Consider the following 25,606-nt stretch of genomic DNA (forward strand, 5'->3'; position numbering starts at 1 on the left):
TCGTTGCCGCTTTCGCCAATCCTCATGCAGCCATCGCCACGCCGTCCAGCTCCCTGACGACGTCCTCCGGCAGATCGAGTTCGGCCGCGGCGAGGTTCTCCCGCAAATGCGCAACGGAAGACGTGCCGGGGATGAGCAGGATGTTGGGCGCGCGATCAAGCAGCCAGGCGAGCGCGACCTGCATCGGCGTGGCGTCCAGGCGCTGAGCGACGCGGGACAGGGTAGACGACTGCAGCGGGTTGAAGCCGCCGAGCGGAAAGAACGGCACATAGGCGATGCCGTCGCGGGCGAGTTTGTCGATCAAGGCATCGTCGCCCCTGTGCGCCAGATTGTATTGGTTCTGCACGCAGACGATCCGGGCGATCCGTCGCGCCTCTTCGATCTGTGCCGGCGTGACACTGCTGAGCCCGATATGACGCACCAGGCCCTGTCGCTGAAGCTCGGCCAGCACAGTGAACGGCGCCTCGATCGACCCTTCGGCGGGGCCATGCGCGTCGAACACAATCCTGAGATTGACGACGTCGAGCACGTCGAGCCCGAGATTGCGCAGATTTTCGTGCACCGCCTCCGTCAGCGCTTCGGGCGAGAAGGCCGGGAGCCACGAGCCATCCGCGCCGCGACGGGCACCGATCTTGGTGACGATCGTCAGATCGTCGGAATAGGCCGCGAGCGCTTCACGGATGAGTAGATTGGTGACGTGCGGGCCGTAGAAATCGCTGGTGTCTATGTGATTGACCCCAAGCGCAACAGCTTCGCGCAGCACGGCCAATGCCGCGCCATGGTCCTTGGGCGGACCAAAGACGCCGGGTCCTGCGAGCTGCATGGCGCCGTAGCCGAGCCGCTTCACGGTGCGGTCGCCGAGAGTGAACGTGCCGGAAAGGTCAATGCTGGACATGGTCTATCTCCGTTCAGGATGAGGTTGAGAGGCGCTGTCCGATCTCACGATAATTGGGTACATTCCGCACGGGCTGTACGGAACGTCGAACAATGAAGATCGACCTCGGAGACCTCAACGCCTTCGTCGCCGTAGCGCGGGCCAAGGGTTTTCGCGATGGCGCCCGCGCCAGCGGCGGCAGTGCGTCGGGCTTGAGCGAGGCGGTGCGCCGCCTCGAGACGCAGCTCGGTGTCAGGCTGCTCAACCGGACGACCCGCAGCGTCGTCCTGACCGAAGCGGGCGCGAGCTTGCTGGCCCGGCTCGGCCCTGCCTTGACCGAGGTGGAATCGGCCCTCGACGTTGTGAATGGCTTCCGCGACAGGCCGACAGGTACGTTGCGCCTCAACGTGCCGGTCAGCGCGGCGCGGCTGGTGCTGCCCAGCATCGTCCCGGGATTTCTCGCTGCCTATCCCGGCATCCGGCTGGATGTGATCGCCGAGGAGAGCTTTGTCGACGTCCTGGCGGCAGGCTGCGATGCCGGCATCCGTTACGACGAGCGGCTGGAACAGGACATGATCGCGGTGCCGATCGGACCGCGCCTGCAGCGCTTTGCCACCGCCGCCAGCCCTGCCTACCTTGATCGCCATGGCCGGCCGCAACACCCGCGCGATCTGCTCGGCCACGCCTGCCTGCGCGGCCGCTTCGCCAGCGGGGCGATGCCGCCATGGGAATTCGAGCGCGACAGCGAGGTGGTGCGGGTCGATCCGACGGGGCCGCTTCTTGTGACCCTGGGCGGAGCGGCCGATCTCGCCGTCGATGCTGCCATCGCCGGTACCGGCATTGTCAGCCTGTTCGAGGACTGGCTTCGCCCTCACTTTAAGAGCGGTGCGCTCGAACCCGTCCTCGAACCTTGGTGGCAGAGCTTCCCCGGGCCGTTCCTCTATTATCCCGGCCGGCGTCTCGTGCCGGCGCCGTTGCGGGCGTTTATCGATTTCATCAGGGACAGCCGGACCTGAGGCCTGCGTCAGGCATGAACTGTGCCCGGCACCGTCACCCCACCGGCGCTGCGCGCCGACCTTCCCATCGAGGCCCATCGAGGGGAGGTAGGGCAGCTATAAGGCCGCCATGCAGCTATTGTCGCTGCATGATCGCCCGACCGCCATCTTCTCGGCTAGCAACCAATGGTGGTCGGCGCCATGAAGGCGATCCGCGACCTCGGCCTGTCATGCCCGGAAGACATTTTGGTCGCCCTGCTTCGACGACTTCCGTGGGCGGACGTTTTTCGCCCGCAACTCACGACCGTCGCGCAGCCGGTGCAGGCGATCGGCGAGCAGGCGGCCAATCTCATGCTCAGCCGTCTCTGCGGCAACGCCGACCCCGCGCCGCGTCGACTGGTGCTGCAGGGCAGGCTGGTCGTGCGGAACTCGTCCCGGCCTTATGCGGCGATGACGGCGAGCGCCTAGCGCGTAGCGAAGATTGCGTTTCTCCACGTCGCCCCCACTGTCTTGCCGACATCTCCCCCCTCAAGCGGTCCTCAAGCGGGGGATCGGCAGCTTCGCCGCAATCGGCCATATTTTCGAGCGTCCGCGATGGAGTGAAAGCGCCAATGACGGCCAATCTCCCCCTTGAGGACCACTTGGGGGGCGGCAGGACAGAGGGGGCGACGTGGAGAACCAGCATCATCCGGCCAGGGCAACTCGCGGTACCTGTCTGACATAAGAGTTCGCTTCAGGTTCCCCTTCTTCTCGATGCCGCTCACCCGGACGCCCGATTGACCTAACGTCCTTCCGGGCCCAAGATCGCGGAGTAGGAGTATTTGGGGGATATCATGCCGCCGATAGTGCCTCGCATGTTCGCCGTGACGCTATTTTGCCTTTCGGTCGCTGCGGGATCCGCCTCTGCCGCCGGCGGAAAGCGGGTCGCACTGGTCATCGGCAATTCGTCCTATCTGTCTGTGACCCCGCTGCTCAATGCCGCGAACGACGCAAGGGAGTTCGCCAAATTTCTGGCCGAAAACGGGTTCGAGGTCGACAATCTGGTGAATGTCGGCCGCGCGGAATTCGCCAAGGGGTTGTCCAACTTCTCGAAAAAGCTCAGCCCCGAGGACACGGCGCTCTTCTATTTTGCCGGACACGGCATGCAGTTGAAGGGCGAGAACTTCCTGCTCGGCCTGGATGCCGAGTTGCAGTCCGAATTCGACGTCGATGCCGAAACGGTCTCGCTCAATTCCATTATCGAGACGATGGAGAGAAAGGCGTCGCTGTCGTTGATCTTCATCGATGCCTGCCGAAACAATCCGATCGCGGATCGGCTGAACATAGCGGTGGAGGGCGCGACCCGCGGCGGAACCGTGAAAGGCCTGGCGCCGGTCAGTTCGACGGGATCAGGCACCATGATCGCCTTCGCGGCCTCGCCCGGTCAGGTTGCCTATGATGGCGGCGGCACGAACTCGCCTTTCACCATGGCCCTGATCGAGCATCTGGCAAGTCCTTCACTGGAGGTCGGAACGGCCTTCAAGCGGGTCATTCGGGATGTGCGCGTCAAGACCGGCAACGAACAGTCGCCGCAGATCGTCTCCAATCTGGCGGCCGAATTCTATTTCAACGAAAGCGCCCCTAGCGACGAAGCGGCTTCGCTCATGCTTGCCCAGATCGATTTCGAGAAGGCGGAGCGGATCTCGACCGCTCGCGGGTGGCAGCTATACCTGGCGAAATACCAGAGCGGCGCATTCGCCGACAGCGCGCGCGACGCCCTGCGACTGCTTCAGGGAGGATCGGAGGAGTTGGTGTCGCCGAAGGAAGCGGAAGCGAAGCTGAAGCTCACTCAGGCACAACGCAAGGAAATCCAGCTCGCGCTTGCCGACCTTGGCTACGACATCGGATCGGCCGACGGAACGATTGGCCTCAAGACACGGCGTGAGATCGCCCGGTACCAGAAGGCGATGGGTCTGTCGGAGACCGGCTACATCAACCGTGTGATGGCAAATCGCCTCGAGCTCGTCGGCATTTCCTCATCCGATTCCGTCATCTCGTCCGATGAAGCCAGATCGTTCGATCCCAACGATCTGAAGGGTCTCGAAACGGATGAGCGGGTCATTCGCGCGGCGCAATGCCTGGCCGGAAAAGAAATCATCTATGGGGAATTCGAAGGACACCTCTACGTCGCAGCCTACACCCGCAGCATACGGATCGATGCCGCCAAGCAACTGGCAAAGGGGTGCGAGGCTTACCTCGTCGCGATCGGCTCCAAGGCTGAGAACGACTTCGTTTATGATCTTTTCGCCGCGGATGACCGGATGTTCATATCAGGCTTCGACACCAGGAGCGGCTACAGCTGGAAGATCGGCCCGTGGATAGGACTTGAGCAGGCTGAGGGAGCGCGCGAGCCCCGTGGCGGCTGGGGCTGGCAGAACGGCGAGAAACTGAAATTCACCAACTGGGGGGAGGGACAACCAGGCGAGTATACCCCACATAGACAGTGGGGTACGTACCTCGGGGATAAGCTGGGAAGGGTCGACATGTCGAAGGTGGACGCAAGGGAGTGGCATGACGTGACCGAGTTCGACGCCCCCCCCAGCATGGTGCTTGAGTTTGAGTAAGGATGCCTTCCTGAAAGGGCCTGCAACCTGTCGGGTTCATGCTCTGGGCACCATTCGCTTTTGCGAGCGAGACTCCAGGCCTCCTCAGTCCGCCTGCAGATTGCGCGCGATAGGCGGCCCGACGACCAGATCCTTGAACACCGCGCGAAAGCCGGCGCGTTCCGGGGAACAGGCCGTGACGCCGACCTCGGCAATCGGCGGCCTTGCGACTTTCTGCCTTGTAGGCGCGAGCCGGGTTGTCTTTCCCGCTCCTCGGACAGTTCTCGAATGCGTGTATCGTCTGCCAGCAATCCTGTTCCACGGTGCCCGGCTTCATCGCGCCCTACTCAGACCATCGTTCCGGCGCCCGTCGGGCCCTAGAAGACTCAAGGGGCGGGAAGCTGCCCCGACCTTCTACCTGCCCTTGATGGCCCTTGATGGGGAGGTCGCGCCGCAGGCGCGGGTGGGCTCGGCACCAAAAGAAAAGGCCGCCCGGAGGCGGCCTTTTCGACTGTCTGAAGCTGAAGCAGTGCTTAGCGCTTCGAGAACTGGAACGAACGGCGGGCCTTCGCCTTGCCGTACTTCTTGCGCTCGACGACGCGGCTGTCGCGGGTCAGGAAGCCGCCCTTCTTGAGCACGCCGCGCAGCGCCGGCTCGTAATAGGTCAGCGCCTTGGAGATGCCGTGGCGCACGGCACCGGCCTGGCCGGAAAGGCCGCCGCCGATGACGGTGGCGACGATATCGTACTGGCCGGCGCGGTTGGCGGCGATGATCGGCTGGTTGAGGATCATCTGCAGGACCGGGCGCGCGAAGTATTCGGCGAACACCTTGTCGTTGACGACGATCTTGCCGGAGCCGGGCTTCACCCAGACACGCGCGATGGCGTTCTTGCGCTTGCCGGTGGCATAGGCGCGGCCCGACTTGTCGAGCTTCTGGACGTGGACGGGTGCAGCCGGCTGCGTGTTGGTGTTGCCGGTGGCAGTTCCGAGTTCTGCGAGCGAGGAAAGCTCAGCCATTTTACGAAACCTTCTTGTTCTTGGCGTTCAGCTTGGCCACGTCGAGCGTGACGGGCTGCTGGGCGACATGCGGATGTTCCGTGCCTGCATAGACGCGGAGATTCTTCATCTGGCGACGGCCGAGCGGACCACGCGGGATCATGCGTTCGACGGCCTTCTCGACGACACGCTCGGGGAAACGGCCCTCGAGCAGCTGGCGCGCGGTGCGCTCCTTGATGCCGCCGGGGTGGCCGGTGTGCCAGTAATAGACCTTGTCGGTGAATTTCTTGCCGGTGAACACCACCTTGTCGGCATTGATGACGATGACGTTGTCGCCGTCGTCGACATGCGGGGTGAAGGTGGGCTTGTGTTTGCCGCGAAGATGGTTGGCGATGACAGTGGCGAGACGGCCGACGACGAGACCCTCGGCGTCGATCAGCACCCACTTCTTCACCACATCCGCAGGCTTCTGCGAAAAGGTTGTCATGGATTTGTTGCTTTCGGTTCGGACCTTCCCCCATTCACGAACGAAAAGGGAAGGCGTTTCTTGTTGCTTGACTTGACGCCGGGCGCTCGCCCGCCGCCAATAACAAAACGGCGGCCTTTGGCGGGCCGCTGTTCCGTGAGGGCTTATAGGCGAGGGGAATTAGCCAGTCAAGTTGCATATCTGGCCACCTCGGAAGGATTGCCTTGCTAAAACAAGAGGTTAGTTTTGAGGTATTATTATACCACGTATGACTCCGACAATTTGACTAGCGCCGTCCCGGAATAATCGCAGCCAGCAGCAGTTTGATCCCGACAGCAATCATGATCGTACCAGCCAGGCGTTCTTGCCAGACAAGAAAACCGGCGTAGCGTGCCAGCCAGTGGCCGACCGCGCCTGAGGCCAAGGCTACAGCTCCCAGGACCAGAAGGCCCGTAGCCTTCATGGTGGCCCCGAGCACGATAAATTGCATCGCCGGCGATCCTGTGGAGGAATGAACGAACTGCGGCAGTACTGCGAGCATGAAAACCAGTGCGGTAGGGTTAGTCAGGTTGCAGATCATGCCTTGCCGAAAGGCACCTGCCAAACCTCCCTCTTTGGCTGCGACGATGTTGGTTGTTTCGGCCCTCTTGCGCGTGAGCAAGAACTTCGTCCCGATTGCGATCAAGTACGCCGCTCCGAGCAGTTGCAGCAGGCCATACGCGACAGGCGAGGACGTGACCAGCGATGCAAGTCCCATTGCCAACAGCGGAATCTGGATCACGCCCGCGAAAACGCAGCCGGTCGCCGTTGCCAGTGCTGCCCGCCAACCCTGTCCGATACCGCGGCTGATCACCAGAAGCATGTCCGGCCCCGGACCGGACAGTTGGTAGCCGAGCACAGCGACCAGGAATGCCAAATAAGTGGGAAGTTCGGGCATGTTTTTGCAGACCTGATTGGACCTGCGAACGTGTTGTCCGACATTTCGTTCCGTTGGAACGAGCGGAAACACGTATCCGTCCTGCAAATCAGGCCTGCGATTGAAAGCTCTTCTTCGGCGGGATCGAATAGGTTCCCGTCGCGTGCGCTACCGTGTGTCCGTCCGCTCCAGCGATGATGTCGATATCGAACACCATCAGGCTCTTACCCAGCTTCAGGATGCGGCAATGGCCGTCGATCGGGCCTGCCTCGGCTTTGCGGACGAAATTGATATTGAGATTGGTGGTGACCGAAAGCGCATCCGGCCCGGCATGCGAAAGTACGCAGACATAGCCGCCAATGTCGGCCAAAGTGAACAGCGACGGGCCGGAAACGGTTCCGCCGGGGCGCAAATGCCGCTCGTCGGCATTCAGGCGCACCGTGCAGCCGCCCGCAAACACCTCGATCGCCTCGTAGATGGTGAACTGGTCGTTGAGCTGCGGGTAGACGGTCTCCATCAGCGCGTTGACTTGCTCTGCTGTCAGCACCGGCTTGAGATTGTTTTGGGCAGGCATAAGCGGTTTCCTGTTTGTGGCGTCGGCATAGCCGGCGGTTTTCAAGGCGAGGGCGCTTGGCCGAGGCTGCACCGCCGAGAAAACACGTCCTAAGGCTGTTCTTCAATCGGCACCGTGCTAGTTCTTTTGTTCCATGGCCGGCGAATCCGATGCCGCCGGCCGATGAAGAGGTTGGAGACCATGGCCGAAATCGTCGCCATCAAGCCGGCTGTTGCCGAAGGTCCTGTTATCGCGAGACTGGACGAGGGCATCCTGCGCCTGACGCTCGCCAATCCGCCGGCCAATGCCCTGTCGCTGGCGGTCATGGCGGCGCTGATGGCGGAACTCGACCGCGCGAAATCAGACAGATCCGTCCGCGTCATCATTCTGGCTGCGGCCGGAAAGGTGTTTTGCGCCGGACACGACCTCAAGGAAATGACCGCGCGCCGCGCCGACGCCGATCGTGGCAAGGCATTCTTCGAGGAGACGTTTTCCGCTTGCGCGGCACTGATGCAGGCGATCGTGCGCCATCCGAGGCCGGTCATCGCCGAGGTCGACGGTCTGGCAACGGCGGCCGGGGCGCAACTGGTGGCGAGCTGCGATCTCGCCATCGCCTCGCACGAGGCGACCTTCTGCACGCCGGGCGTCAATATCGGCCTGTTCTGCTCGACGCCGATGGTGGCGCTGTCACGCAACGTCTCGCGCAAGCATGCGATGGAGATGCTTTTGACCGGCGAGACCATCGATGCAGCGACGGCCAAGGAATTCGGTCTCACCAATCGCGTGGTGCCGCGCGAATATCTGAATCAGATTGTCACCAAATATGCGCAAACCATTGCTGCCAAATCGTCTTTGGTGGTCAAGACCGGCAAGGAAGCCTTTTACGCGCAGGCCGAGATGGGGCTGGCCGAGGCCTACGCCTATACCGGCCGCGTCATGGTCGACAACATGCTGGCGCGCGACGCAGAAGAAGGCATCGGCGCCTTCATCGGCAAGCGCAAGCCCGAATGGACGGACGACTAGATATGGAAGCCCGCATCTCCATCATCACCATCGCCGTCGACGATCTCGAGCGCGCCACACGCTTCTACGAGGCGATGGGCCTGACCCGCCATGCCGGCATCACCGACGGCGTCGCCTTCTTCCAGATGGGCGGCGTCATTCTCGGCCTGTTCCCGCGCGCAAGCGCCGAAGAGGATTCGGGCATCACCTTCGGCACGGCGCCGTCGGCGATCTACCTCGCCTACAACACCCGCTCCGACGCGGAGGTCGATGACGTGCTGACGATGGCCGAGAAGGCCGGCGGCCGCATCGTCAAGCCGGCCGGCCGCGCCTTCTGGGGCGGCTGGTATGGCTATTTCGCCGACACCGAAGGGCATGTCTGGGAAGTGGCGCACAATCCGGCTTTTCCGATCGCGGAAGACGGCAGCATCTCGCTGCCGGGTTGAGCGCGTTTCCCACCGCTTTCGACGATACCGATCATTTCCGCATGATGCGCAGTTTTCTGCAACGATCCGGATGGTTTTCTCGCCGAGGCTCTGTATGAGGAAGAGGCATGAACCATGACGCCTACGACAATGCCTATATCGCCGGAATCCTCAATTCGGTGAAGACCATCGCCATGGTCGGCGCGTCCGCCAACGATGTGCGGCCGAGCTATTTCGTGCTGAAATACCTGCTGGGCAAGGGCTTTTCGGTGTTCCCGATCAATCCCGGCCAGGCCGGCAAGGAAATCCTTGGCCGGATGACCTATGCCAGGCTCGCCGATGTTCCCGAGCCGATCGACATGGTCGACGTGTTTCGCGGCTCGGCGGCGGTGCCGGGCGTTGTCGACGAGGTCTTGCGGCTCGATCCGTTGCCGAACGTCATCTGGATGCAGCTTGGCGTGCGCCATGACGAGGCAGCCGCACGCGCCGAGGCCGCCGGCATCAAGGTGGTGATGAACCGCTGCCCCAAGATCGAATATGGCAAGCTGTCGGGCGAAATCGGCTGGACCGGCGTCAACTCAGGCGTGCTGTCGTCGAAGAAGCCGCTGATGCGGCCGGGATTCCAGAGTTTTGGCGTCCGCCGGAAGTAGGTGGTGAATGGTGATAGTGAATAGTGAATGGTGAATAGAAGGATTTTTCCGGAAGGCGGCCACAGCGGCATATGAGCCGCTTGCAATCAGGATGGGGCTGGCCGACCTTGCCTTCACCATTCACCATTCACCATTCACCATTCACCATTCACCATTCAGCATTCAGCATTCAGCATTCAGGGGAGGTAATCCATGACCCGCACGCCCGGTTTCAACACGCTCGCCGTCCATGCCGGCGCCAAGCCCGATCCGGCGACCGGCGCGCGTGCCACGCCGATCTACCAGACGACCTCCTTTGTCTTCGATGATGCCGACCATGCCGCTTCGCTGTTCGGGCTAAAAGCCTTCGGCAACATCTACACCCGGATCATGAACCCGACGCAGGCGGTGCTGGAAGAGCGTATCGCGGCACTCGAAGGCGGCACCGCGGGTTTGGCCGTCGCGTCGGGCCATGCCGCGCAGGTGCTCGTGTTCCACAACCTGATGCAGCCCGGCGACAATTTCGTCGCCGCGACAAGGCTTTACGGCGGCTCGATCAACCAGTTCGGCCACGCCTTCAAGAATTTCGGCTGGCAGGTGCGCTGGGCCGACACCAACGACATCTCGACCTTCGAAAGCCAGATCGACGAAAAGACCAAGGCCATCTTCATCGAGAGCCTGGCCAATCCGGGCGGTGTCTTCGTCGACATCGAAAAGATCGGCGACATCGCCCGCAAGCATGGCCTGCCGCTGATCGTCGACAACACGCTGGCCTCTCCCTATCTGGTGCGGCCGATCGAGCATGGCGCCGACATTGTCGTGCATTCGCTGACCAAGTTCATCGGCGGCCACGGCAATTCGATCGGCGGCGCCATTGTCGACGGCGGTACCTTCGACTGGTCGAAATCCGGCAAATATCCGATGCTGTCTGAGCCGCGCCCCGAATATGGCGGCCTCGTCCTGCACGAAACATTTGGCAATTTCGCTTTCGCCATTGCCGCGCGCGTGCTCGGCCTGCGCGACATGGGCCCGGCGATCTCGCCCTTCAATGCGTTCTTGATCCTGACCGGCCTGGAAACCCTGCCGCTCAGGATGCAGCGCCATTGCGACAATGCGGTCACCGTCGCCGCGTGGCTGTCCAACCACCCAAAAATCGCCTGGGTGTCCTATCCCGGCCTGCCCAGCGACAACAACAATGCGCTGCAGAAGAAGTACTCGCCGCTTGGCGCCGGTGCCGTGTTCACCTTCGGCCTGAAGGGCGGCTATGCGGCGGGCATCAAATTCGTCGAGGCGCTCGAACTGTTCTCGCACCTCGCCAATGTCGGCGACACCAAGTCGCTGGTCATCCATCCGGCATCGACCACGCATCGGCAACTGTCCGACGAGCAGAAGGTCGCGGCCGGCGCTGGGCCGGATACGGTCAGGCTGTCGGTCGGCATCGAGGATGTCAACGACATCGTCGCCGATCTGGAACAGGCTCTCGCCAACGTCTGATCCCCGCTGCAAGGAGTTTCCATGACCGCGCCGAAATTTCTCTCCGTCGATATTGAAAGCGCCGAGCCGGAACCTGGCGCGCCGGCGCCGGATCGCCTGATTTCAGGCGATCCAAAGTTCCGCACCTGGAATGTCGAGGAACGCGACGGTGGCCTCTATGCCGGCATCTGGGAGGCGACGCCGGGCAAATGGCGCATCGAATATGACGAGTGGGAGTTCTGCCACATCCTGTCGGGCGTCTCGGTGATTTCAGACGACGCCGGCGAGGCGCGCACCGTCAGGGCCGGCGACAGTTTCGTGCTCAGGCCAGGCTTTAAGGGAAGCTGGGAAGTGCTTGAAACGACACGCAAGGAGTATGTGATCAAGCTTTGATCATTGCCCGGTGTGCACGACGAGCCTTTCCAGCCCGTGGAAATGATAGGTGTCGCGAAAACGCGGCTGTTCGGCCAGATGCAGCCGCGGCAGCCGGTCGAACAAGGTTTTCAGCGATACCTGCAATTCGAGCCGGGCGAGCGGCGCGCCGATGCAGAAATGAATGCCGGCGCCGAACGAGACGTTCTTCTGGTCGGCGCGATCCGGCCGGAAGGCGAGGGGTTCGGCAAAGGCCGCCGGGTCGTGATTGGCCATGCCGAGCAGCAGGCCGATCGTCTCGCCCGGCCGCACGATGATACCGGGACCGACCTCGATCTCTTCATAGGCATAACGCGTGAACATGTGCAGCGGCGCGTCGAAGCGCAGGCATTCCTCGACCGTGGCAGTGGTCGTTTGCGGCGAGGTGAAGAAGCGGCGCGGGTCGCCGCCTTGCGCGAGTATAGCGCGCACCGCATTGCCGGTCTGGTGGACGGTCGCCTCGTGGCCGGCATTGAGCAGCAGGATCGCCGAGGACACCAGCTCGTCCTCAGAGAGTCTTTGGCCATCGTCTTGCGCCGAGATCAGCAGCGACAGCAGATCGTCGCCGGGTTTTTTGCGCCGCTCGGCAACATGGCCGCGCAGGAAATCCGAAAAATCATGTGCTGCGCGATTGGCCGTCTCTTCCGTTTCGCGGGTGCGGCCGTGCATGTACATGGCGACCATCCGATGCGACCAGTCGAGGAGTTGCGGTCCCATCTCGACCGGCACGCCGAGCATTTCGGCAATGATGGTGATCGGCAAAGGCGATGCGAAGGCTGGCAGCAGGTCGACCTGGCCCGGCTCGAAACGGTCGATCAGCTCGTTGGCCAGAGCCTCGACGCGCGGCCTCAGCCGCTCGACCTGGCGCGAGACGAAGGCGCGGGTGACCAGCGTTCTGAGCCTAGTGTGAACGGGCGGTTCCAGCTCCAGCATCGAATTGGCCTCGATGCCGTCGAAGCTGCCGAGATGGCTGCGATCCTCGCCGACGGCGCTTCTGTCAGGGATGCCGACCGGGTTGTAGCGGCCGAAGCGCCGGTCGCGCAGCAGCCGGCTGACGTCGTCGAAGCCGCCAAAGCACCAGAAGCCGAACTCTTCCCAGAAGAAGACATTCGATGCGCCATGCATGAAGGCATAGGCCGCGTAGGGGTTCTGGAAGAAAGCCGCCTCGTGCGGATCGAGCCGCACATGGCGGGTGGCCGGATTGAAGGCCAGGTAAGTCGGTGGCACCAAATCGGTCATTGTGGATCATTAGCGCGGCTTGCCAGCTTGACGCCAGACCGTATGTTGGCGCCCGGTGATCCTTCGTGTTGGCCAGCCGGCGCGGCTGCGGAAAGACTGACTTGATGAATGTGATCGTGGTTGGCGCAGGCATTGCAGGGCTGTCGACGGCCTGGTCGCTGGTCAAGGCCGGGCACCGGGTCTCGATTGTCGAGCAGGGACCGATTCCCAATCCGCTTGCCGCCTCGGGCGACCATCACCGCGTCATCCGCCGCGCCTATGGCACAGCCTCGGGTTATGGCCGGCTGATCACCGAAGCCTATGCGGCCTGGGACGAGATGTGGGCCGATCTCGGCGAGAACCATCTCGACCCGCGCGGCTTCATCTGCATTTCGCGCGAGCCGGGAGACGAAGCCGAGGAATACCGCGAGGGCATGGAAGCCGGGAACTACCCGATCGAGCTGTTCGAGCCGGACGCCGCGGCCAAGCGCTGGCGCTTCCTGCAGCCCGGCTCGTTCCGCTACGCGTATTTTTCGCCGGAGGGTGGTGCGCTGCATTGTCGCAAGATTGCATCCCGCCTCGCCGAATGGCTGCGGAGAACCGGCGCCAATGTCTACGAAAACAGCAAGGTGACGGAGGTCGACGCCGAGGCTGGCCGCCTCGTGCTTGAAAGCGGCGAGACGATGCAGGCCGACCGCATCGTCGTCGCCGCAGGCGCCTGGGTGCTGAAACTGTTTCCGGAGCTGGGCGGCGACCTGAAGACCTGGCGCACCGCGCTAGCCTATGTCGAACCGCCGGCGGATCTGCAAGCAGCATGGCATTCAGCCCCGGTCATCCTCGATGTCGGCGGCGTCGTCGACGGCTACGTGATCCCGCCGTCCGGCGGTGCCGGCATGAAATTCGGCTCAGGGCTGCACAGGGTGCCGACCAGCGATGCCGACTGGAACCGCCAGCCGGTGGCGGGCGAGGGCGAGGCGATCCGCGACCTGTTTTCGCCGCCGATCGCCCGTGTCGAAGAATACAAGGTCACCGAGGTCGTCACCTGTGCCTACACCTTCACCGCCGACGAAAAGTTCCTGGCGCATGAGAAGGGCAAATGCCTTGTCGTCTCGGCCTGCTCCGGCCACGGCTACAAGTTCGGCGCGGCGGTCGGCAGGCGTGTCGCAGCGACCGTCGGCAATGGCGATGTCGGCGGCTTGAAAGCGTGGCTGCGGGCGGAAGCCTAAAACCGGCAGTGCCGCGCAATACGCACCTGCCGCCAGCGCGACGAGCCCTCGCGGACCAGAACCCGGCGCGCCACTGTCTGGTAGGTGGCGGGAAAATTGACGATCCGCCGCTGCTCCGGCTGCACCAGAACCTCTTCGGCGACGCTCTCGTACTCGGCGGGGCTGACGACGCGCCGTTGGCGCTCCGGCTGCACCACCACGGTCTCGGCCACCCGTTGATAGCGCGCCTTGTGCCTGACCTTGCACAGCACCTTGCGGCCGTTGATGACGCGCCATTCCCAGGAGTAGCCGCCGTCATCGACCTTCACCGTGCGGTAGATGGTGCGGGTGATGGCAGGCACGATCTCGTAGCCGACACGCGCCGGTGCGATCTGCACCACCCGCTCGCGCGTTCCGTAGATCGCCGGAACGGATTCCACCTGCTGACCGGCCGGGCTGACGAGCACGTTTTCGTAGACGGTCTCGTAGACGGCCGGCCTGTTGACCTGCTCGTAGCACTCGACGGGGCGCCCGCCGGCAGCCGTTTCGGACACCATGCCGAGGACGGCGAGGCTGGCGATGGCCGAGGAAGCCGTTTTCCCGATCATTGCACTCCCCCCAGTTTGAACTTTCCACGCAAGCTCAACGTTGAATTGTAGGGGAAGCCGTGTCCCGGGAAAGCAGTTTCGGCACATTTCGTTAAGCGACGCGGTTAAGAAACTGTTACCCGGCAGCGCAGCCGCACCGCTTCAACAGCAGCCGGCGCAGCTTCGGGCGAATTCTGTGCAGAAACCTTGATTCGACTTAACCGGATGGCTAGGACGGGCGGCCTTGCGCTAGGGTGAGCCGACATCCTATTTACAGGGATAACGATCCAGAACCGATTCTGCCCGACTTGCTCATCTCCGGCGCCGGAATCCCATCTTCAATAAGGGATAGTCCATGAAGAACCCCGTCGAAACCTACATGAACCTCGTTCCGATGGTGGTCGAGCAGACCAATCGCGGCGAGCGGGCCTACGACATTTTCTCGCGGCTCCTGAAAGAGCGCATCATTTTCATCACCGGTCCGGTCGAGGACGGCATGGCGACGCTGGTCTGCGCGCAGCTCCTGTTCCTCGAAGCGGAGAATCCGAAGAAGGAAATCAACCTCTACATCAATTCGCCCGGCGGCGTCGTCACCTCGGGCATGGCGATCTACGACACCATGCAGTTCATCAAGCCGGCGGTAGCGACGCTGTGCATCGGCCAGGCCGCCTCGATGGGCTCCCTCCTTCTCACCGCCGGCGAGAAGGGCATGCGCTTCGCCACGCCGAACGCCCGCATCATGGTCCACCAGCCTTCCGGTGGTTTTCAGGGCCAGGCTTCCGACATCGAGCGCCACGCCCAGGACATCATCAAGCTGAAGCGCCGTCTCAACGAGGTCTATGTCAAGCACACCGGCAAGAGCTACGACGAGATTGAAAGGACGCTCGACCGCGACCATTTCATGACCTCCGACGAGGCCAGGGATTTCGGCCTCATCGACAAGGTCATTTCGTCGCGTGAGCCGATCGAGGGTCTTGCCACATAAGCCCGGTGGCAGTTGGATAGCGGGAAAACACGCTTTTGATGCCGCTTGCGGCATTTCGGCCACAATTGGCTGTTCCCTCGACGGGAGCGATTGCCTACGTTAAGCCTATGTTGATTTTCGACGGCTTAGCTTTGTGCGGGGTTGATGCGAATCATTGCGACGTTTTCTGATATGTGTTTCGTATGGAATGCGTTGCGGGAGCCGGACTACTGGCGGCGGCGATTTCCCGCGATAGATTGAGTTATGCGCCCTTTCAACCAGACCATCGGCGGGCGGCTATGAAAGGACATGAAAATGAGCAAGGTCGGCAACAGCGGCGGTGATTCCAAGAACACGCTTTATTGCTCGTTTTGCGGCAAAAGCCAGCACGAAGTGCGCAAGCTGATCGCCGGCCCGACGGTGTTCATCTGCGACGAATGCGTCGAGCTCTGCATGGACATCATCCGCGAGGAGAACAAGACCTCGATGGTGAAGTCGCGCGAGGGTGTGCCGACCCCGCAGGAGATCCTCAAGGTTCTCGACGACTACGTCATCGGCCAGCCCTACGCCAAGCGCGTGCTGTCGGTGGCCGTCCACAACCACTACAAGCGCCTCGCGCATGCCGGCAAGAACAACGACGTCGAACTGGCGAAGTCCAACATCTTGCTGATCGGCCCGACCGGCTGCGGCAAGACGCTGCTCGCGCAGACGCTGGCCCGCATCATCGACGTGCCGTTCACCATGGCCGATGCGACGACGCTGACCGAGGCCGGCTATGTCGGCGAGGACGTCGAGAACATCATCCTCAAGCTGTTGCAGTCGGCCGACTATAATGTCGAGCGCGCCCAGCGCGGCATCGTCTACATCGACGAGATCGACAAGATTTCGCGCAAGTCGGACAATCCCTCGATAACCCGCGACGTGTCGGGCGAGGGCGTCCAGCAGGCGCTGTTGAAGATCATGGAAGGCACGGTCGCTTCCGTGCCGCCGCAGGGCGGCAGGAAGCATCCGCAACAGGAATTCCTGCAGGTCGACACGGCCAACATCCTGTTCATCTGCGGCGGCGCCTTCGCCGGGCTGGACAAGATCATCTCGGATCGCGGCCGCAAGACCTCGATCGGCTTCGGCGCCACCGTCGCGTCGCCCGAGGATCGCCGCACCGGCGACGTTTTCCGTCTGGTCGAGCCGGAAGATCTGTTGAAGTTCGGCCTCATTCCCGAGTTCGTCGGCCGTCTGCCGGTCCTGGCAACGCTGGAGGATCTCGACGAGCCGGCGCTGATCCAGATCCTGACCGAGCCGAAGAACGCGCTGGTCAAGCAGTACCAGCGGCTGTTCGAGATGGAGAATGTCGACCTGACCTTCCACGAGAATGCGCTGTCGGCGATCGCCAAGCGCGCCATCGAGCGCAAGACCGGCGCGCGCGGCCTGCGCTCGATTATGGAAGCGATCCTGCTCGACACGATGTTCGAACTGCCGGCGCTGGAAGGCGTGCGCGAAGTGGTTATTTCGGAAGAGGTGGTGTCCGGCAACGCCAGGCCGCTCTACATCTATTCCGAGCAGAAGGAAAAGAAGGGCAACGTCAGCGCCTGACGTCAGTCCTGTAGTGGAGTTCTTCAAACGGCGCCGCAAGGCGCCGTTTTGCCGTTTGCGGATGGGCAGGCTATGATGAACGGCCCGACTTGTGATGAATGAATTATGACGGATTGGATGAACGGTTTCGTGTCGACCCTTGATCTTTGCCTCGCGTGCCTCCAACTAACGGAAGAAGGCCGTGGCGCCGAATTCTGTGCTGTAAAACTCCCGTCACAAACGGTGGTAGGCGGAACCATCCCCGGTCGTTAATATGAGAATCGCGGTTGGCCGATTGGCGGTCGCGACATGAAAGGTTGGACAATGGCCAAAATATCCAAGGCTCCCAGCGACGGCGTCTTCGCAGTCCTCCCACTGCGCGACATCGTGGTGTTCCCGCACATGATCGTTCCGCTCTTTGTCGGGCGTGAAAAGTCGATCAAGGCGCTGGAAGAGGTGATGGGTCAGGAAAAGCAGATCCTGCTTGCGACCCAGATGAATGCCGCCGATGACGATCCCGAGTCCGATGCGATCTTCGACATCGGCACGCTCGCCAATGTGCTGCAGTTGCTGAAGCTGCCGGACGGCACCGTCAAGGTGCTGGTCGAAGGCGCCTCGCGCGCGAAAATCGTTTCGTTCACCGACCGTCCCGACTTCCACGAGGCCCGCGCCGCAGCACTGGTCGAACCGGATGAGGAAGAGGTCGAGGTCGAGGCGCTGGCCCGTTCCGTCGTCACCGACTTCGAGAACTACGTCAAGCTGAACAAGAAGATCTCGCCCGAAGTGGTCGGTGCCGCCAGCCAGATCGACGACTATTCCAAGCTCGCCGATACGGTCGCCTCGCATCTTGCCATCAAGATCCCCGAGAAGCAGGAGATGCTGGCCACGCTTTCGGTCAAGGAGCGGCTGGAAAAGGCGATGGGCTTCATGGAAGCCGAAATCTCCGTCCTGCAGGTCGAGAAGCGCATCCGCTCGCGCGTCAAGCGCCAGATGGAGAAGACGCAGCGCGAATACTATCTCAACGAGCAGATGAAGGCGATCCAGAAGGAACTCGGCGAGGGCGAGGACGGCCGCGACGAGGCCGCCGAGATCGAGGCGCGCATCAAGAAGACCAAGCTCTCCAAGGAGGCCCGCGAAAAGGCGGAAGCCGAACTGAAGAAGCTGCGGACGATGTCGCCGATGTCGGCTGAATCGACCGTCGTGCGCAACTATCTCGACTGGATCCTGTCGATACCGTGGGGCAAGAACTCCAAGGTCAAGCAGGATCTGGCCTTCGCGCAGAACGTGCTCGACACCGACCATTTCGGCCTCGACAAGGTCAAGGACCGCATCGTCGAATATCTCGCCGTGCAGAGCCGCCAGAAGAAGCTGAAGGGGCCGATCCTGTGCCTCGTCGGACCTCCCGGCGTCGGCAAGACCTCGCTCGGCAAGTCGATCGCCAAGGCGACCGGCCGCGAGTTCATCCGCATGGCGCTGGGCGGCGTGCGCGACGAGGCCGAGATCCGCGGTCACCGGCGCACCTATATCGGCTCGATGCCTGGCAAGGTCATCCAGTCGATGAAGAAGGCGAAGAAGTCCAACCCGCTCTTCCTGCTCGACGAGATCGACAAGATGGGCCAGGATTTCCGCGGCGACCCGTCGTCGGCGTTGCTCGAGGTGCTCGATCCCGAGCAGAACTCGACGTTCATGGACCATTATCTCGAGGTCGAATACGACCTGTCGAGCGTGATGTTCGTGACGACGGCGAACACGCTGAACATCCCTGCGCCCTTGATGGACCGCATGGAGATCATCCGTATCGCCGGCTACACCGAGGACGAGAAGATCGAGATCGCCAAGCGCCACCTGATGCCGAAGGTGATCCGCGATCACGCGCTGCAGCCGAAGGAGTTCTCCGTCGGCGAGGACGCGATCCGCGGCATCATCCAGACCTACACCCGTGAGGCGGGCGTCAGGAGTCTGGAGCGCGAGCTGATGAAGCTCGGCCGCAAGGCGGTGACCGAGATCCTGAAGACGAAGAAGAAGACGGTCGACATCACGGCGGACAATCTCGCCGATTACCTTGGTGTTCCGCGCTTCCGCTTCGGCCAGGTCGAGGCCGACGATCAGGTCGGCGTCGTCACCGGGCTCGCCTGGACGGAAGTCGGCGGCGAGCTGCTGACGATCGAAGGCGTCATGATGCCCGGCAAGGGCCGCATGACGGTGACCGGCAATCTGCGCGACGTGATGAAGGAATCGATCTCGGCGGCGGCCTCCTACGTCCGCTCGCGGGCTCTCGATTTCGGCGTCGAGCCGCCGCTGTTCGACAAGCGCGACATCCACGTCCACGTGCCCGAAGGCGCAACGCCCAAGGACGGACCGTCGGCGGGCGTGGCGATGGCGACGGCGATCGTCTCGGTGCTGACCGGCATCCCGGTCAGGGCCGACGTGGCAATGACCGGCGAGATCACGCTGCGCGGCAGAGTGCTGCCGATCGGCGGGCTCAAGGAGAAGCTGCTTGCAGCACTGCGCGGCGGCATCAAGAAGGTGCTGATCCCGGAAGACAACGCCAAGGATCTAGCGGAGATTCCGGACAACGTGAAGAACGGTATGGAGATCGTTCCGGTCGGGCGGGTCGGTGAAGTCTTGCGCCATGCGCTTGTGCGTATGCCGGAGGCGATCGAGTGGGTCGAGCCGGTCAATGCGCCGGCTGCGGTGGATGCCGGAGACGACGCCGGCAAGTCGCTAGCTCATTAGAGCGCCGCGCGTCCAATTGGACGCGCAAAGGACGCTCTAACGCTATTGAGTCTATGCGTGATCCTTTCCGAAAACCGAAACCGGTTTTCGGGGTCACGCATTAGCTCGTGCTAAAGTTGCAATGCACAACGGAGAGCCGGGCCTAGAGCCCGGCTCTTTCATGTGAAAAACCCCGGAATTCCGGGGTTTTTTCGACTCTTTTGACGCTTTTCGACTTGGTTGCGGAAGCGCTTCTTTCTAAAGTCCGTTTCCTGCCGGATGAGTCGTATGTTCCGGTTTCTCATGGAAGGGAATTTTTATGAACAAGAACGAACTGGTGTCCGCTGTCGCCGACGCCGCGAGTATTTCGAAGGGTGACGCGCAGTCGGCGGTCGATGCGGTGTTCTCCGTCATCACCGGCGAACTGAAGAAGGGCGGCGATGTCCGGCTTGTCGGCTTCGGAAATTTCACCGTGTCAAAACGCGCTGCCTCGACCGGCCGCAATCCGCAGACCGGCGCCGAAGTGCAGATTCCGGCGCGCACCGTGCCGAAGTTTTCAGCCGGCAAGGGCCTCAAGGACGCAGTCAACTAAGCGCCTTCGTACCCTTTTCAGAGACCAGAAAAGCCGGGCATGCCCGGCTTTTCTTTCGCGCCCACTTTGGCGGGCTCTATGCCGTCGGTGCATCGGCGCGCATCAGCCCTTCCTGCTTGAGATCGGCCCAGAGTGCCGATGGCAGCTTCGCGTCGAGCAGCGACCGATTGCTTTCGACCTCGCTCGGCCGCTGGCCGCCGGGGATCACCGACACGACCGAAGGGTGCAGCAGCGGAAATTGCAGTGCCGCCTCGATCAGGCGCACACCGTGGCGCTTGCAGACAGCCTCGATGCGCGTGACGCGGTCGATGATGTCCTGCGGCGCCTCGGTATAATCGTAGTAGGCGCCGGGCTTCGGACCGGTTGCCAGGATGCCGGAATTATACGGCCCGCCGAGAACGATGCCGATGCCGCGCTTCTGGCATAGCGGCAGGAAGGATTGCAGCGCCTCCTGCTCCAGCAGCGTATAGCGCCCGGCAAGCAGGAACAGGTCGAAGTCACCGCGCTCGGCTAGCGTCTGGGCAACCTGCCATTCGTTGATGCCGCCGCCGAACGCCTTGATGATGCCCTGGTCACGCAGGGACAGCAGCCCGTAATAGCCCGAGCGCATGAACTCCTCGATGCGCTGGTCCGCGGCCTCCTTGCTGCCATGCGTGAAGACGTCGACGTCATGCACGAAAAGGATGTCAATGCGGTCCACGCCGAGGCGTTCCAGCGAGGCTTCGAAGGAGCGCATGACCCCGTCATAGCTGTAGTCGTAGACCTCGCGGCGCGACGGCGTGTCGAAGAACTTGCCGATGCCGGTGCGCTGGTCCGGCGGGCAGGCGCGCATGATGCGGCCGACCTTGCTCGACAGCACATAGTCGTCGCGCCTTTTCGAGCGCAGGAACGGATTGAGCCGCGTTTCCGACAGGCCAAGCCCGTAGAGCGGTGCGGTGTCGTAGTAGCGGCAGCCGACCCGCCATGCAGCCTCCAGGGTGGCGTTGGCATCCTCGTCGGAGACGGCACGATAGAGATTGCCGAGCGGCGCCGTGCCGAAGCCGAGTTCCGTGAAACTGATGCCGCCATTGCCGATGCGGTCGAAATGCCGTGTCTTCATATGCTGCCGTTTCCTTATTTCTAGCGCGGTTCTTCCTTCTCCCCTTGTGAGGGCTTTGCACAGAAGAACAAGGTTCCGTCTTCGATTCTGGTTTGTTCGCGTCTGATTCTGAGACGTCTCGTGAACAGAATCTCTGTGCAAAACCCTCCTTGTGGGAGAAGGTGGCCGCGAAGCGGACGGATGAGGGGTGTTCCAGGGAACGCCAACGCCTCATTTCTTCCAGCACCCCTCATCCGTCTCGGCGCTGCGCGCCGATCCACCTTCTCCCACAAGGGGAGAAGGGAAGAAGCAACCGCTACTTCACCGCGCCTGCGGTCATGCCCATGATGAGGTAGCGCTCCAGCGCGATGCCGATGACGGCGAGCGGTGTTATCGCGGCGGTGGCGAGTGCGGCCATCGACCACCAGTTGATGCCCTGCGAGCCGGTCTGGCTCGCCACCATCACGGGAATGGTTTTTGCGTCGGTCGAGGTCAGCAGTGCGGCGAAGAAATACTCGTTCCAGCACAGCACCATCGCCAGGATGAACGCCGCGACCATGCCCGGCAGCGCGATCGGCATGACGATGCGGAAGAAGGCGCCCCAGATCGACAGGCCGTCGACGAGGGCTGCTTCCTCCAGTTCGACCGGGATCGAGTTGAACTGGTCGCGCATGATCCAGATAACGATCGGCAGCACCATCAGCGTGTAGAGCAGGATCAGCCCGATGCGCGTGTCGAGCATGCCGACTTCCCGGTACAGCACGAGAAAGGGCAGGGCGAGCACCACCGGCGGCAGGATCAACTGCGACAGGAAGAAGAAGGAGATGTCCTCGTTCTTGAACCAGGCGAAGTGATAGCGGAAGCGGGTGAGGCCGTAGGCGGCGAGGCTGCCAATGACGATAGCGAGGCTCGATGCGCCGACCGAGGTGATGACCGAATTCATGAAGCGCTTGATGAACTCGTCGCGCACCGTCGAGGTCCGGAAGATCGCATCCGGCGACAGGCCGAGCGAGCGCCAGCCCTTCCAGTCCGGCCGGAAGTCGACGAACGGGATGAGATGGCCCTGGGTGACGTCGACCGCGGTCTTGAACGAGGTGGTTATCGTCCAGTAGATCGGGAACAGGCAGATGAAGGCCCAGAACACCAGCGCGCCATAGATGAAGACGCGGTTGGCGAAAAAGCTCGCCGGCGAGCGGATTTCGGAAGCGGCATAGTCGGTGGTCTGGACGCTCATCTGGCCGCCTGTCAATTGACGTTGCGCACGAAGCGATTGGCGAATTTCAACAGCCACGTCACGAACACGATGATGATGATGAGGTAGGCCATCGCCAGCATGGTGCCGTAGCCGACATTCGAGCGGTCGCGATACTCGCGGTAGATGAAGCTCGACACGGAATCGGTCGCGCCGCCCGGGCCGCCCGAGGTGACGGTGATGATGATGTCGGCCAGCTTCAGCTTGAAGATGATGCGCAGGATGATCGCCGTCACCGATACCGGCAGCATCAGCGGAAACGTGACCTGCCAGAACGTCTGCCAGGCATTGGCGCCGTCGACCCTGGCCGCCTCGAGCACCTCGCGCGACATTGCCTGAAGCCCGGCGAGCAGCATGATCATCATGAACGGGATGAACGTCCAGGCATCCAGCACCATGATCGAGATGCGGGCGGTGATCGGGTTTGAGAAGAAGGCGGGGTTTTCCCAGCCGAGCTGGCGCGCCAGCGCGGCGGCCGGCCCGAAGCGGTATTCCATCAGCGACTTGCCGATCATCCACGACACCGCGACCGGCGACAGCATCAACGGCATGAGGAAGACGACACGGAAGAATTTACGCGCGCGGATCTGTGCGTTGAGCAGCAAAGCGAGGCCGAAGGCGATGACGTATTCGACCAGCACCGCCAGCACATAGAGCACCATGTTGAACAGCGCGTTGCGGTAATAGGGATCGGCCAGCATCTGCCAGAAATTGTCGAGCCCGTTGAACTTGCGGCCGGAGAAGGAACTGAGATTCCAGTCGGTCAGCGCGATGTAGAAGCCGAACAGCGTCGGGAAGATCACCATGGCGATGGTGAACAGCAGCGCCGGCAGCAGGAACAGCGCGCGCTGGCCGTCTTCGCCGCGCGTCAGCACCTGGCCGATGCCGAGTGCTATACCCCACAGCACGTAGGCATAGACGACCGGCCGCCAGGTCTCGAAGCCGATCGTGTTGACCTCTGACTTGTAAAGGATCTGAACTGCGATCACGGCCAGAAGGCCGAGCGTCGCAACGGCCATCAACGCCCGGCCGAGCCGCCTGCGGCCCGGCGATATCAGATCGGATGGAGCGGCGTTTGCCGGCCACGCACTGGTGGGCAAAGTCTGGTCTGCCACGCGTCTCGTCCGTTCACTGAAGGCTGCTATGACCGGCTGGCCGGTCAAGTTGTTATGACCGGCTGGCCGGTCAAACTGTTATGACCGGCTGGCCGATCAAACTAGGGTCCGGCGGCTTTGCGTCGCCGGACCGCGGTTCCCAAAATCTCAACCTACATGCCGAGCGAGGCCTTGTAGAGCTTGATTTGGTTGTCGCGACCGATCTGGTCGGTCAGCTTCTCCCAGGCGGCTGCGATGGCGTCAGCGCCTTCTTGCGCCGTCATCTTTCCGGCAAAGGTGTTGGCCAGGATGTCTTCGGCGGCGCTGTAATATTGGAAGATGCCGGGGATACGCGGCTCGATCGCGGCGTTCGGATGGTTGTAACTGTCGGCCTCCGATTTCAGATACGAGGTGATGAAAGCCTCGTCGTAACCGGCCGCCACCCATTCCGGAATGTCGAAATGCGAGTTGCGGTAGGGTTGGAAGCCGGACGGATATGCTGCGCACCAGAGCGACAGGTCCTTGCCGCCGAGATGGGCAGCGGCAGACCAGGCCGCCTTCTTCTTCTTTTCGTCGCTGTCGACCCGTGCCATGACGTAGACGCCCCAGCCGAGATAGGCGCAGTTCGGCGAATAATTCGGGCCGCTTGCGAGCTTGTCCCACTGGCCGGTCTTGGAATTGTAGACGTCGTCCGAGCCAGGCAGGATCGAGAAGCCGGTGACGTCGCCGACGACAGAACTGTCGTTGGTCTTGACGTTGGAGCCGACGTCGCCCCACCAGGTGACCATCGAACCGGTGCCGGCCAGGAACTGCTGGAAGGCGGTGGTGTTCGGGTCGGCGTTGATCTGGTCGGCAGGCTCGGACGGCAGCGCGTCGATCACGTCCTGGATCGCCCGCACCCAGGCCGGATTGTTGATGCGCGGCTTCATCGTATCGGCATCGAACAGCCAGGCCTTGTCGTCGGGATGCTTGGCATAGGCGCTGGCCCGGCTGCCGAGGAAATAGAATCCGAAGCCGCCCCACGCCTTGGGCGCGTCGAGATAGCCAAAAACGTCCTGGCCCTGGAACTGCTTGCCCTTGAGGAACTTTGTCACCGCCTGCACCTGCTGCCAGGTCTTCGGCACGCCCCATTCACCGCCACCGCCGCCGTCCTTCCACGCCTTGGCGAGGTCGGCATCGGCAAACACGTCGGTGCGGTAGTTGAAATTGTGCGCGTCGCCGTCGACGGTCACGCGGTACTGCTTGCCGTCCCAGGTGCCGACCGGTGGCTGCAGATAGGCCACGACGTCCTTCATGTCGATCTGGTCCTTGACCCAGTCCGGCATTTCGGAGGTGAGGCCCTTGCCGCAGACGTCGCCTTCGAACGGCGCGCCCATCTCGATGATGTCGAAATCGACGGTGCCGGTGGCGATCGACTGCTGCAGGCGGGCGTTGTAGTCCGCCTGCGCCAGGTCGATCCAGTTGATCTTGGCGCCGGTATAGGTCTCCCACGGCTTCAGGAAGCCGCGAAACAGCACATTGTGCAGGTTCTGGTTGTTGAGCCCCATGAAGGTGAGCTGGACGCCGGCGAATTCGCCTTCCTTGACGCTGGCCTTGGTCGCCTCCAGGCAAAGCTCGCCGACCTGCTGGAAGTCGGCATCGGTCGGCTGGCCCTTGCCGACACCGGGGATCTGCAGGATCTGCGCGCGCAATTCGCTTGCCGCGGAAGCCGGGCGCGTCAGCGCGCCAAGCCCGGCGCCGGATGCCGCTGCGACCGCGGCCATGCTGGCCGCGCCCTTGAGGACATCGCGGCGCGTGGCTCCCGCGCGCATGAATTGGTTGTAAAGGCTGACTTTCATTTCGTTCCTCCCAGAATCTCTATGGTGATTGTTCGGGTGTTTGGAGCGCTGGAAATGTTCCCCAACAACAGCGGCTCCCAGAAATAGCGGCCCAAGTTTTCCTCCGCAACGCTTCGACTTCCGTGGTCCGACCACCGTGCCGGCGCGCCCGGAACAGGGTCAAAACCCGAGCC

Annotated in this window: 23 protein-coding genes and 2 pseudogenes; 13 read left to right on the plus strand and 12 right to left on the minus strand. The window is 62.4% G+C overall.

Annotated elements, in window-relative coordinates; all coding sequences use genetic code 11:
- Positions 1-22: 22 nt before the first annotated feature.
- Positions 23-895, minus strand: a complete 873-nt coding sequence (locus tag AC0L2V_RS04205) for an aldo/keto reductase family oxidoreductase (protein WP_473507416.1) — start codon at positions 893-895, stop codon at positions 23-25.
- Positions 896-987: 92 nt separating this feature from the next.
- On the opposite strand from AC0L2V_RS04205, the gene AC0L2V_RS04210 reads away from it, so the two are divergent.
- The 3 genes and pseudogenes from AC0L2V_RS04210 (at position 988) to AC0L2V_RS04220 (ending at position 4,472) form a co-directional block, all read left to right on the plus strand.
- The gene (locus AC0L2V_RS04210) at positions 988-1,890 is read left to right on the plus strand and encodes a LysR family transcriptional regulator (protein WP_473507417.1); all 903 of its coding nucleotides are present in this window, start codon (positions 988-990) and stop codon (positions 1,888-1,890) included.
- 94 nt (positions 1,891-1,984) lie between these two features.
- Positions 1,985-2,337: pseudogene (locus AC0L2V_RS04215) on the plus strand (substrate-binding domain-containing protein); the annotation flags it as partial.
- A gap of 365 nt (positions 2,338-2,702) precedes the next feature.
- The gene (locus AC0L2V_RS04220; RefSeq protein WP_473507418.1) at positions 2,703-4,472 is read left to right on the plus strand and encodes a caspase family protein; all 1,770 of its coding nucleotides are present in this window, start codon (positions 2,703-2,705) and stop codon (positions 4,470-4,472) included.
- An 84-nt stretch (positions 4,473-4,556) separates the two neighbouring features.
- On the opposite strand, the pseudogene AC0L2V_RS04225 reads toward AC0L2V_RS04220, so the two are convergent.
- The 5 genes and pseudogenes from AC0L2V_RS04225 to AC0L2V_RS04245 all read right to left on the minus strand — a co-directional run.
- Positions 4,557-4,664: pseudogene (locus tag AC0L2V_RS04225) on the minus strand (DUF1349 domain-containing protein); the annotation flags it as partial.
- 320 nt (positions 4,665-4,984) lie between these two features.
- Positions 4,985-5,467, minus strand: coding sequence for a 30S ribosomal protein S9 (gene rpsI / locus AC0L2V_RS04230; protein WP_027155304.1), 483 nt, complete (start codon positions 5,465-5,467; stop codon positions 4,985-4,987).
- A gap of 1 nt (position 5,468) precedes the next feature.
- Positions 5,469-5,933 (minus strand): 50S ribosomal protein L13, encoded by a 465-nt coding sequence (gene rplM, locus AC0L2V_RS04235; protein ID WP_091591498.1) that lies wholly within the window; start codon positions 5,931-5,933, stop codon positions 5,469-5,471.
- A 265-nt stretch (positions 5,934-6,198) separates the two neighbouring features.
- Complete coding sequence (locus AC0L2V_RS04240; RefSeq protein ID WP_473519529.1) at positions 6,199-6,849, minus strand: LysE family translocator; 651 nt, start codon at positions 6,847-6,849, stop codon at positions 6,199-6,201.
- An 88-nt stretch (positions 6,850-6,937) separates the two neighbouring features.
- A complete protein-coding gene (locus AC0L2V_RS04245) occupies positions 6,938-7,402 on the minus strand; it encodes a PaaI family thioesterase (RefSeq protein WP_473507420.1) in 465 nt (154 codons plus the stop codon).
- Positions 7,403-7,582: 180 nt separating this feature from the next.
- Between AC0L2V_RS04245 and AC0L2V_RS04250 the strand changes: the two genes are divergently transcribed.
- The 5 genes from AC0L2V_RS04250 to AC0L2V_RS04270 all read left to right on the plus strand — a co-directional run bounded on the left by AC0L2V_RS04250 (position 7,583) and on the right by AC0L2V_RS04270 (position 11,303).
- Complete coding sequence (locus AC0L2V_RS04250) at positions 7,583-8,404, plus strand: enoyl-CoA hydratase (RefSeq protein WP_473507421.1); 822 nt, start codon at positions 7,583-7,585, stop codon at positions 8,402-8,404.
- 2 nt (positions 8,405-8,406) lie between these two features.
- Positions 8,407-8,829 (plus strand): VOC family protein, encoded by a 423-nt coding sequence (locus tag AC0L2V_RS04255; protein WP_287054895.1) that lies wholly within the window; start codon positions 8,407-8,409, stop codon positions 8,827-8,829.
- A gap of 107 nt (positions 8,830-8,936) precedes the next feature.
- Positions 8,937-9,458 carry a CoA-binding protein gene (locus tag AC0L2V_RS04260; RefSeq protein ID WP_287120401.1) on the plus strand — a complete coding sequence of 174 codons (522 nt, stop codon included), beginning with the start codon at positions 8,937-8,939 and terminating at the stop codon, positions 9,456-9,458.
- A gap of 192 nt (positions 9,459-9,650) precedes the next feature.
- Entirely contained in the window at positions 9,651-10,931 is a 1,281-nt protein-coding gene (locus tag AC0L2V_RS04265; RefSeq protein WP_473507422.1) for an O-acetylhomoserine aminocarboxypropyltransferase, read from the plus strand.
- Positions 10,932-10,952: 21 nt separating this feature from the next.
- Positions 10,953-11,303 carry a cupin domain-containing protein gene (locus tag AC0L2V_RS04270; RefSeq protein ID WP_473507423.1) on the plus strand — a complete coding sequence of 117 codons (351 nt, stop codon included), beginning with the start codon at positions 10,953-10,955 and terminating at the stop codon, positions 11,301-11,303.
- On the opposite strand, the gene AC0L2V_RS04275 is transcribed toward AC0L2V_RS04270, so the two are convergent.
- Positions 11,304-12,560 (minus strand): cytochrome P450, encoded by a 1,257-nt coding sequence (locus AC0L2V_RS04275; RefSeq protein ID WP_473519530.1) that lies wholly within the window; start codon positions 12,558-12,560, stop codon positions 11,304-11,306.
- Between the two features lie 104 nt (positions 12,561-12,664).
- Between AC0L2V_RS04275 and AC0L2V_RS04280 the strand changes: the two genes are divergently transcribed.
- On the plus strand, positions 12,665-13,765 hold the full coding sequence (locus tag AC0L2V_RS04280; protein WP_473507728.1) for an NAD(P)/FAD-dependent oxidoreductase: 1,101 nt from the start codon (positions 12,665-12,667) through the stop codon (positions 13,763-13,765).
- On the opposite strand, the gene AC0L2V_RS04285 is transcribed toward AC0L2V_RS04280, so the two are convergent.
- Entirely contained in the window at positions 13,762-14,352 is a 591-nt protein-coding gene (locus AC0L2V_RS04285) for a hypothetical protein (protein ID WP_473507425.1), read from the minus strand. The two genes, AC0L2V_RS04280 and AC0L2V_RS04285, sit on opposite strands and share 4 nt — an antisense overlap.
- A gap of 334 nt (positions 14,353-14,686) precedes the next feature.
- Between AC0L2V_RS04285 and clpP the strand changes: the two genes are divergently transcribed.
- The 4 genes from clpP to AC0L2V_RS04305 all read left to right on the plus strand — a co-directional run bounded on the left by clpP (position 14,687) and on the right by AC0L2V_RS04305 (position 20,171).
- Positions 14,687-15,316 carry an ATP-dependent Clp endopeptidase proteolytic subunit ClpP gene (clpP, locus tag AC0L2V_RS04290; protein ID WP_091591479.1) on the plus strand — a complete coding sequence of 210 codons (630 nt, stop codon included), beginning with the start codon at positions 14,687-14,689 and terminating at the stop codon, positions 15,314-15,316.
- 294 nt (positions 15,317-15,610) lie between these two features.
- Complete coding sequence (gene clpX, locus AC0L2V_RS04295) at positions 15,611-16,885, plus strand: ATP-dependent Clp protease ATP-binding subunit ClpX (RefSeq protein ID WP_027155315.1); 1,275 nt, start codon at positions 15,611-15,613, stop codon at positions 16,883-16,885.
- Positions 16,886-17,188: 303 nt separating this feature from the next.
- Entirely contained in the window at positions 17,189-19,600 is a 2,412-nt protein-coding gene (gene lon / locus AC0L2V_RS04300; protein WP_473493592.1) for an endopeptidase La, read from the plus strand.
- 298 nt (positions 19,601-19,898) lie between these two features.
- Positions 19,899-20,171: an HU family DNA-binding protein gene (locus tag AC0L2V_RS04305; RefSeq protein WP_023798342.1), complete on the plus strand. Its 273-nt coding sequence runs from the start codon at positions 19,899-19,901 to the stop codon at positions 20,169-20,171.
- A 76-nt stretch (positions 20,172-20,247) separates the two neighbouring features.
- Here the strand turns inward: AC0L2V_RS04305 and AC0L2V_RS04310 are convergent, their stop codons facing one another.
- From AC0L2V_RS04310 to AC0L2V_RS04325, 4 genes are all read right to left on the minus strand, one after another.
- Positions 20,248-21,270 (minus strand): aldo/keto reductase, encoded by a 1,023-nt coding sequence (locus AC0L2V_RS04310; RefSeq protein ID WP_473519531.1) that lies wholly within the window; start codon positions 21,268-21,270, stop codon positions 20,248-20,250.
- Positions 21,271-21,565: 295 nt separating this feature from the next.
- Positions 21,566-22,483: a carbohydrate ABC transporter permease gene (locus AC0L2V_RS04315; protein WP_023798337.1), complete on the minus strand. Its 918-nt coding sequence runs from the start codon at positions 22,481-22,483 to the stop codon at positions 21,566-21,568.
- 11 nt (positions 22,484-22,494) lie between these two features.
- Positions 22,495-23,616: a carbohydrate ABC transporter permease gene (locus AC0L2V_RS04320; protein ID WP_473493596.1), complete on the minus strand. Its 1,122-nt coding sequence runs from the start codon at positions 23,614-23,616 to the stop codon at positions 22,495-22,497.
- A 152-nt stretch (positions 23,617-23,768) separates the two neighbouring features.
- Positions 23,769-25,433 (minus strand): ABC transporter substrate-binding protein, encoded by a 1,665-nt coding sequence (locus AC0L2V_RS04325; RefSeq protein WP_473519532.1) that lies wholly within the window; start codon positions 25,431-25,433, stop codon positions 23,769-23,771.
- Positions 25,434-25,606: the final 173 nt, after the last annotated feature.

It is taken from the genome of Mesorhizobium sp. WSM4814, from assembly GCF_055811595.1.

Excerpts from the sequence above, each read along its gene's own strand:
- AC0L2V_RS04205 (WP_473507416.1), bottom strand. The coding sequence starts at position 895 with ATGTCCAGCATTGACCTTTCCGGCACGTTCACTCTCGGCGACCGCACC.
- AC0L2V_RS04210 (WP_473507417.1), top strand. The coding sequence starts at position 988 with ATGAAGATCGACCTCGGAGACCTCAACGCCTTCGTCGCCGTAGCGCGG.
- AC0L2V_RS04220 (WP_473507418.1), top strand. The coding sequence starts at position 2,703 with ATGCCGCCGATAGTGCCTCGCATGTTCGCCGTGACGCTATTTTGCCTT.
- rpsI (WP_027155304.1), bottom strand. The coding sequence starts at position 5,467 with ATGGCTGAGCTTTCCTCGCTCGCAGAACTCGGAACTGCCACCGGCAAC.
- rplM (WP_091591498.1), bottom strand. The coding sequence starts at position 5,933 with ATGACAACCTTTTCGCAGAAGCCTGCGGATGTGGTGAAGAAGTGGGTG.
- AC0L2V_RS04240 (WP_473519529.1), bottom strand. The coding sequence starts at position 6,849 with ATGCCCGAACTTCCCACTTATTTGGCATTCCTGGTCGCTGTGCTCGGC.
- AC0L2V_RS04245 (WP_473507420.1), bottom strand. The coding sequence starts at position 7,402 with ATGCCTGCCCAAAACAATCTCAAGCCGGTGCTGACAGCAGAGCAAGTC.
- AC0L2V_RS04250 (WP_473507421.1), top strand. The coding sequence starts at position 7,583 with ATGGCCGAAATCGTCGCCATCAAGCCGGCTGTTGCCGAAGGTCCTGTT.
- AC0L2V_RS04255 (WP_287054895.1), top strand. The coding sequence starts at position 8,407 with ATGGAAGCCCGCATCTCCATCATCACCATCGCCGTCGACGATCTCGAG.
- AC0L2V_RS04260 (WP_287120401.1), top strand. The coding sequence starts at position 8,937 with ATGAACCATGACGCCTACGACAATGCCTATATCGCCGGAATCCTCAAT.
- AC0L2V_RS04265 (WP_473507422.1), top strand. The coding sequence starts at position 9,651 with ATGACCCGCACGCCCGGTTTCAACACGCTCGCCGTCCATGCCGGCGCC.
- AC0L2V_RS04270 (WP_473507423.1), top strand. The coding sequence starts at position 10,953 with ATGACCGCGCCGAAATTTCTCTCCGTCGATATTGAAAGCGCCGAGCCG.
- AC0L2V_RS04275 (WP_473519530.1), bottom strand. The coding sequence starts at position 12,560 with ATGACCGATTTGGTGCCACCGACTTACCTGGCCTTCAATCCGGCCACC.
- AC0L2V_RS04280 (WP_473507728.1), top strand. The coding sequence starts at position 12,665 with ATGAATGTGATCGTGGTTGGCGCAGGCATTGCAGGGCTGTCGACGGCC.
- AC0L2V_RS04285 (WP_473507425.1), bottom strand. The coding sequence starts at position 14,352 with ATGATCGGGAAAACGGCTTCCTCGGCCATCGCCAGCCTCGCCGTCCTC.
- clpP (WP_091591479.1), top strand. The coding sequence starts at position 14,687 with ATGAAGAACCCCGTCGAAACCTACATGAACCTCGTTCCGATGGTGGTC.
- clpX (WP_027155315.1), top strand. The coding sequence starts at position 15,611 with ATGAGCAAGGTCGGCAACAGCGGCGGTGATTCCAAGAACACGCTTTAT.
- lon (WP_473493592.1), top strand. The coding sequence starts at position 17,189 with ATGGCCAAAATATCCAAGGCTCCCAGCGACGGCGTCTTCGCAGTCCTC.
- AC0L2V_RS04305 (WP_023798342.1), top strand. The coding sequence starts at position 19,899 with ATGAACAAGAACGAACTGGTGTCCGCTGTCGCCGACGCCGCGAGTATT.
- AC0L2V_RS04310 (WP_473519531.1), bottom strand. The coding sequence starts at position 21,270 with ATGAAGACACGGCATTTCGACCGCATCGGCAATGGCGGCATCAGTTTC.
- AC0L2V_RS04315 (WP_023798337.1), bottom strand. The coding sequence starts at position 22,483 with ATGAGCGTCCAGACCACCGACTATGCCGCTTCCGAAATCCGCTCGCCG.
- AC0L2V_RS04325 (WP_473519532.1), bottom strand. The coding sequence starts at position 25,433 with ATGAAAGTCAGCCTTTACAACCAATTCATGCGCGCGGGAGCCACGCGC.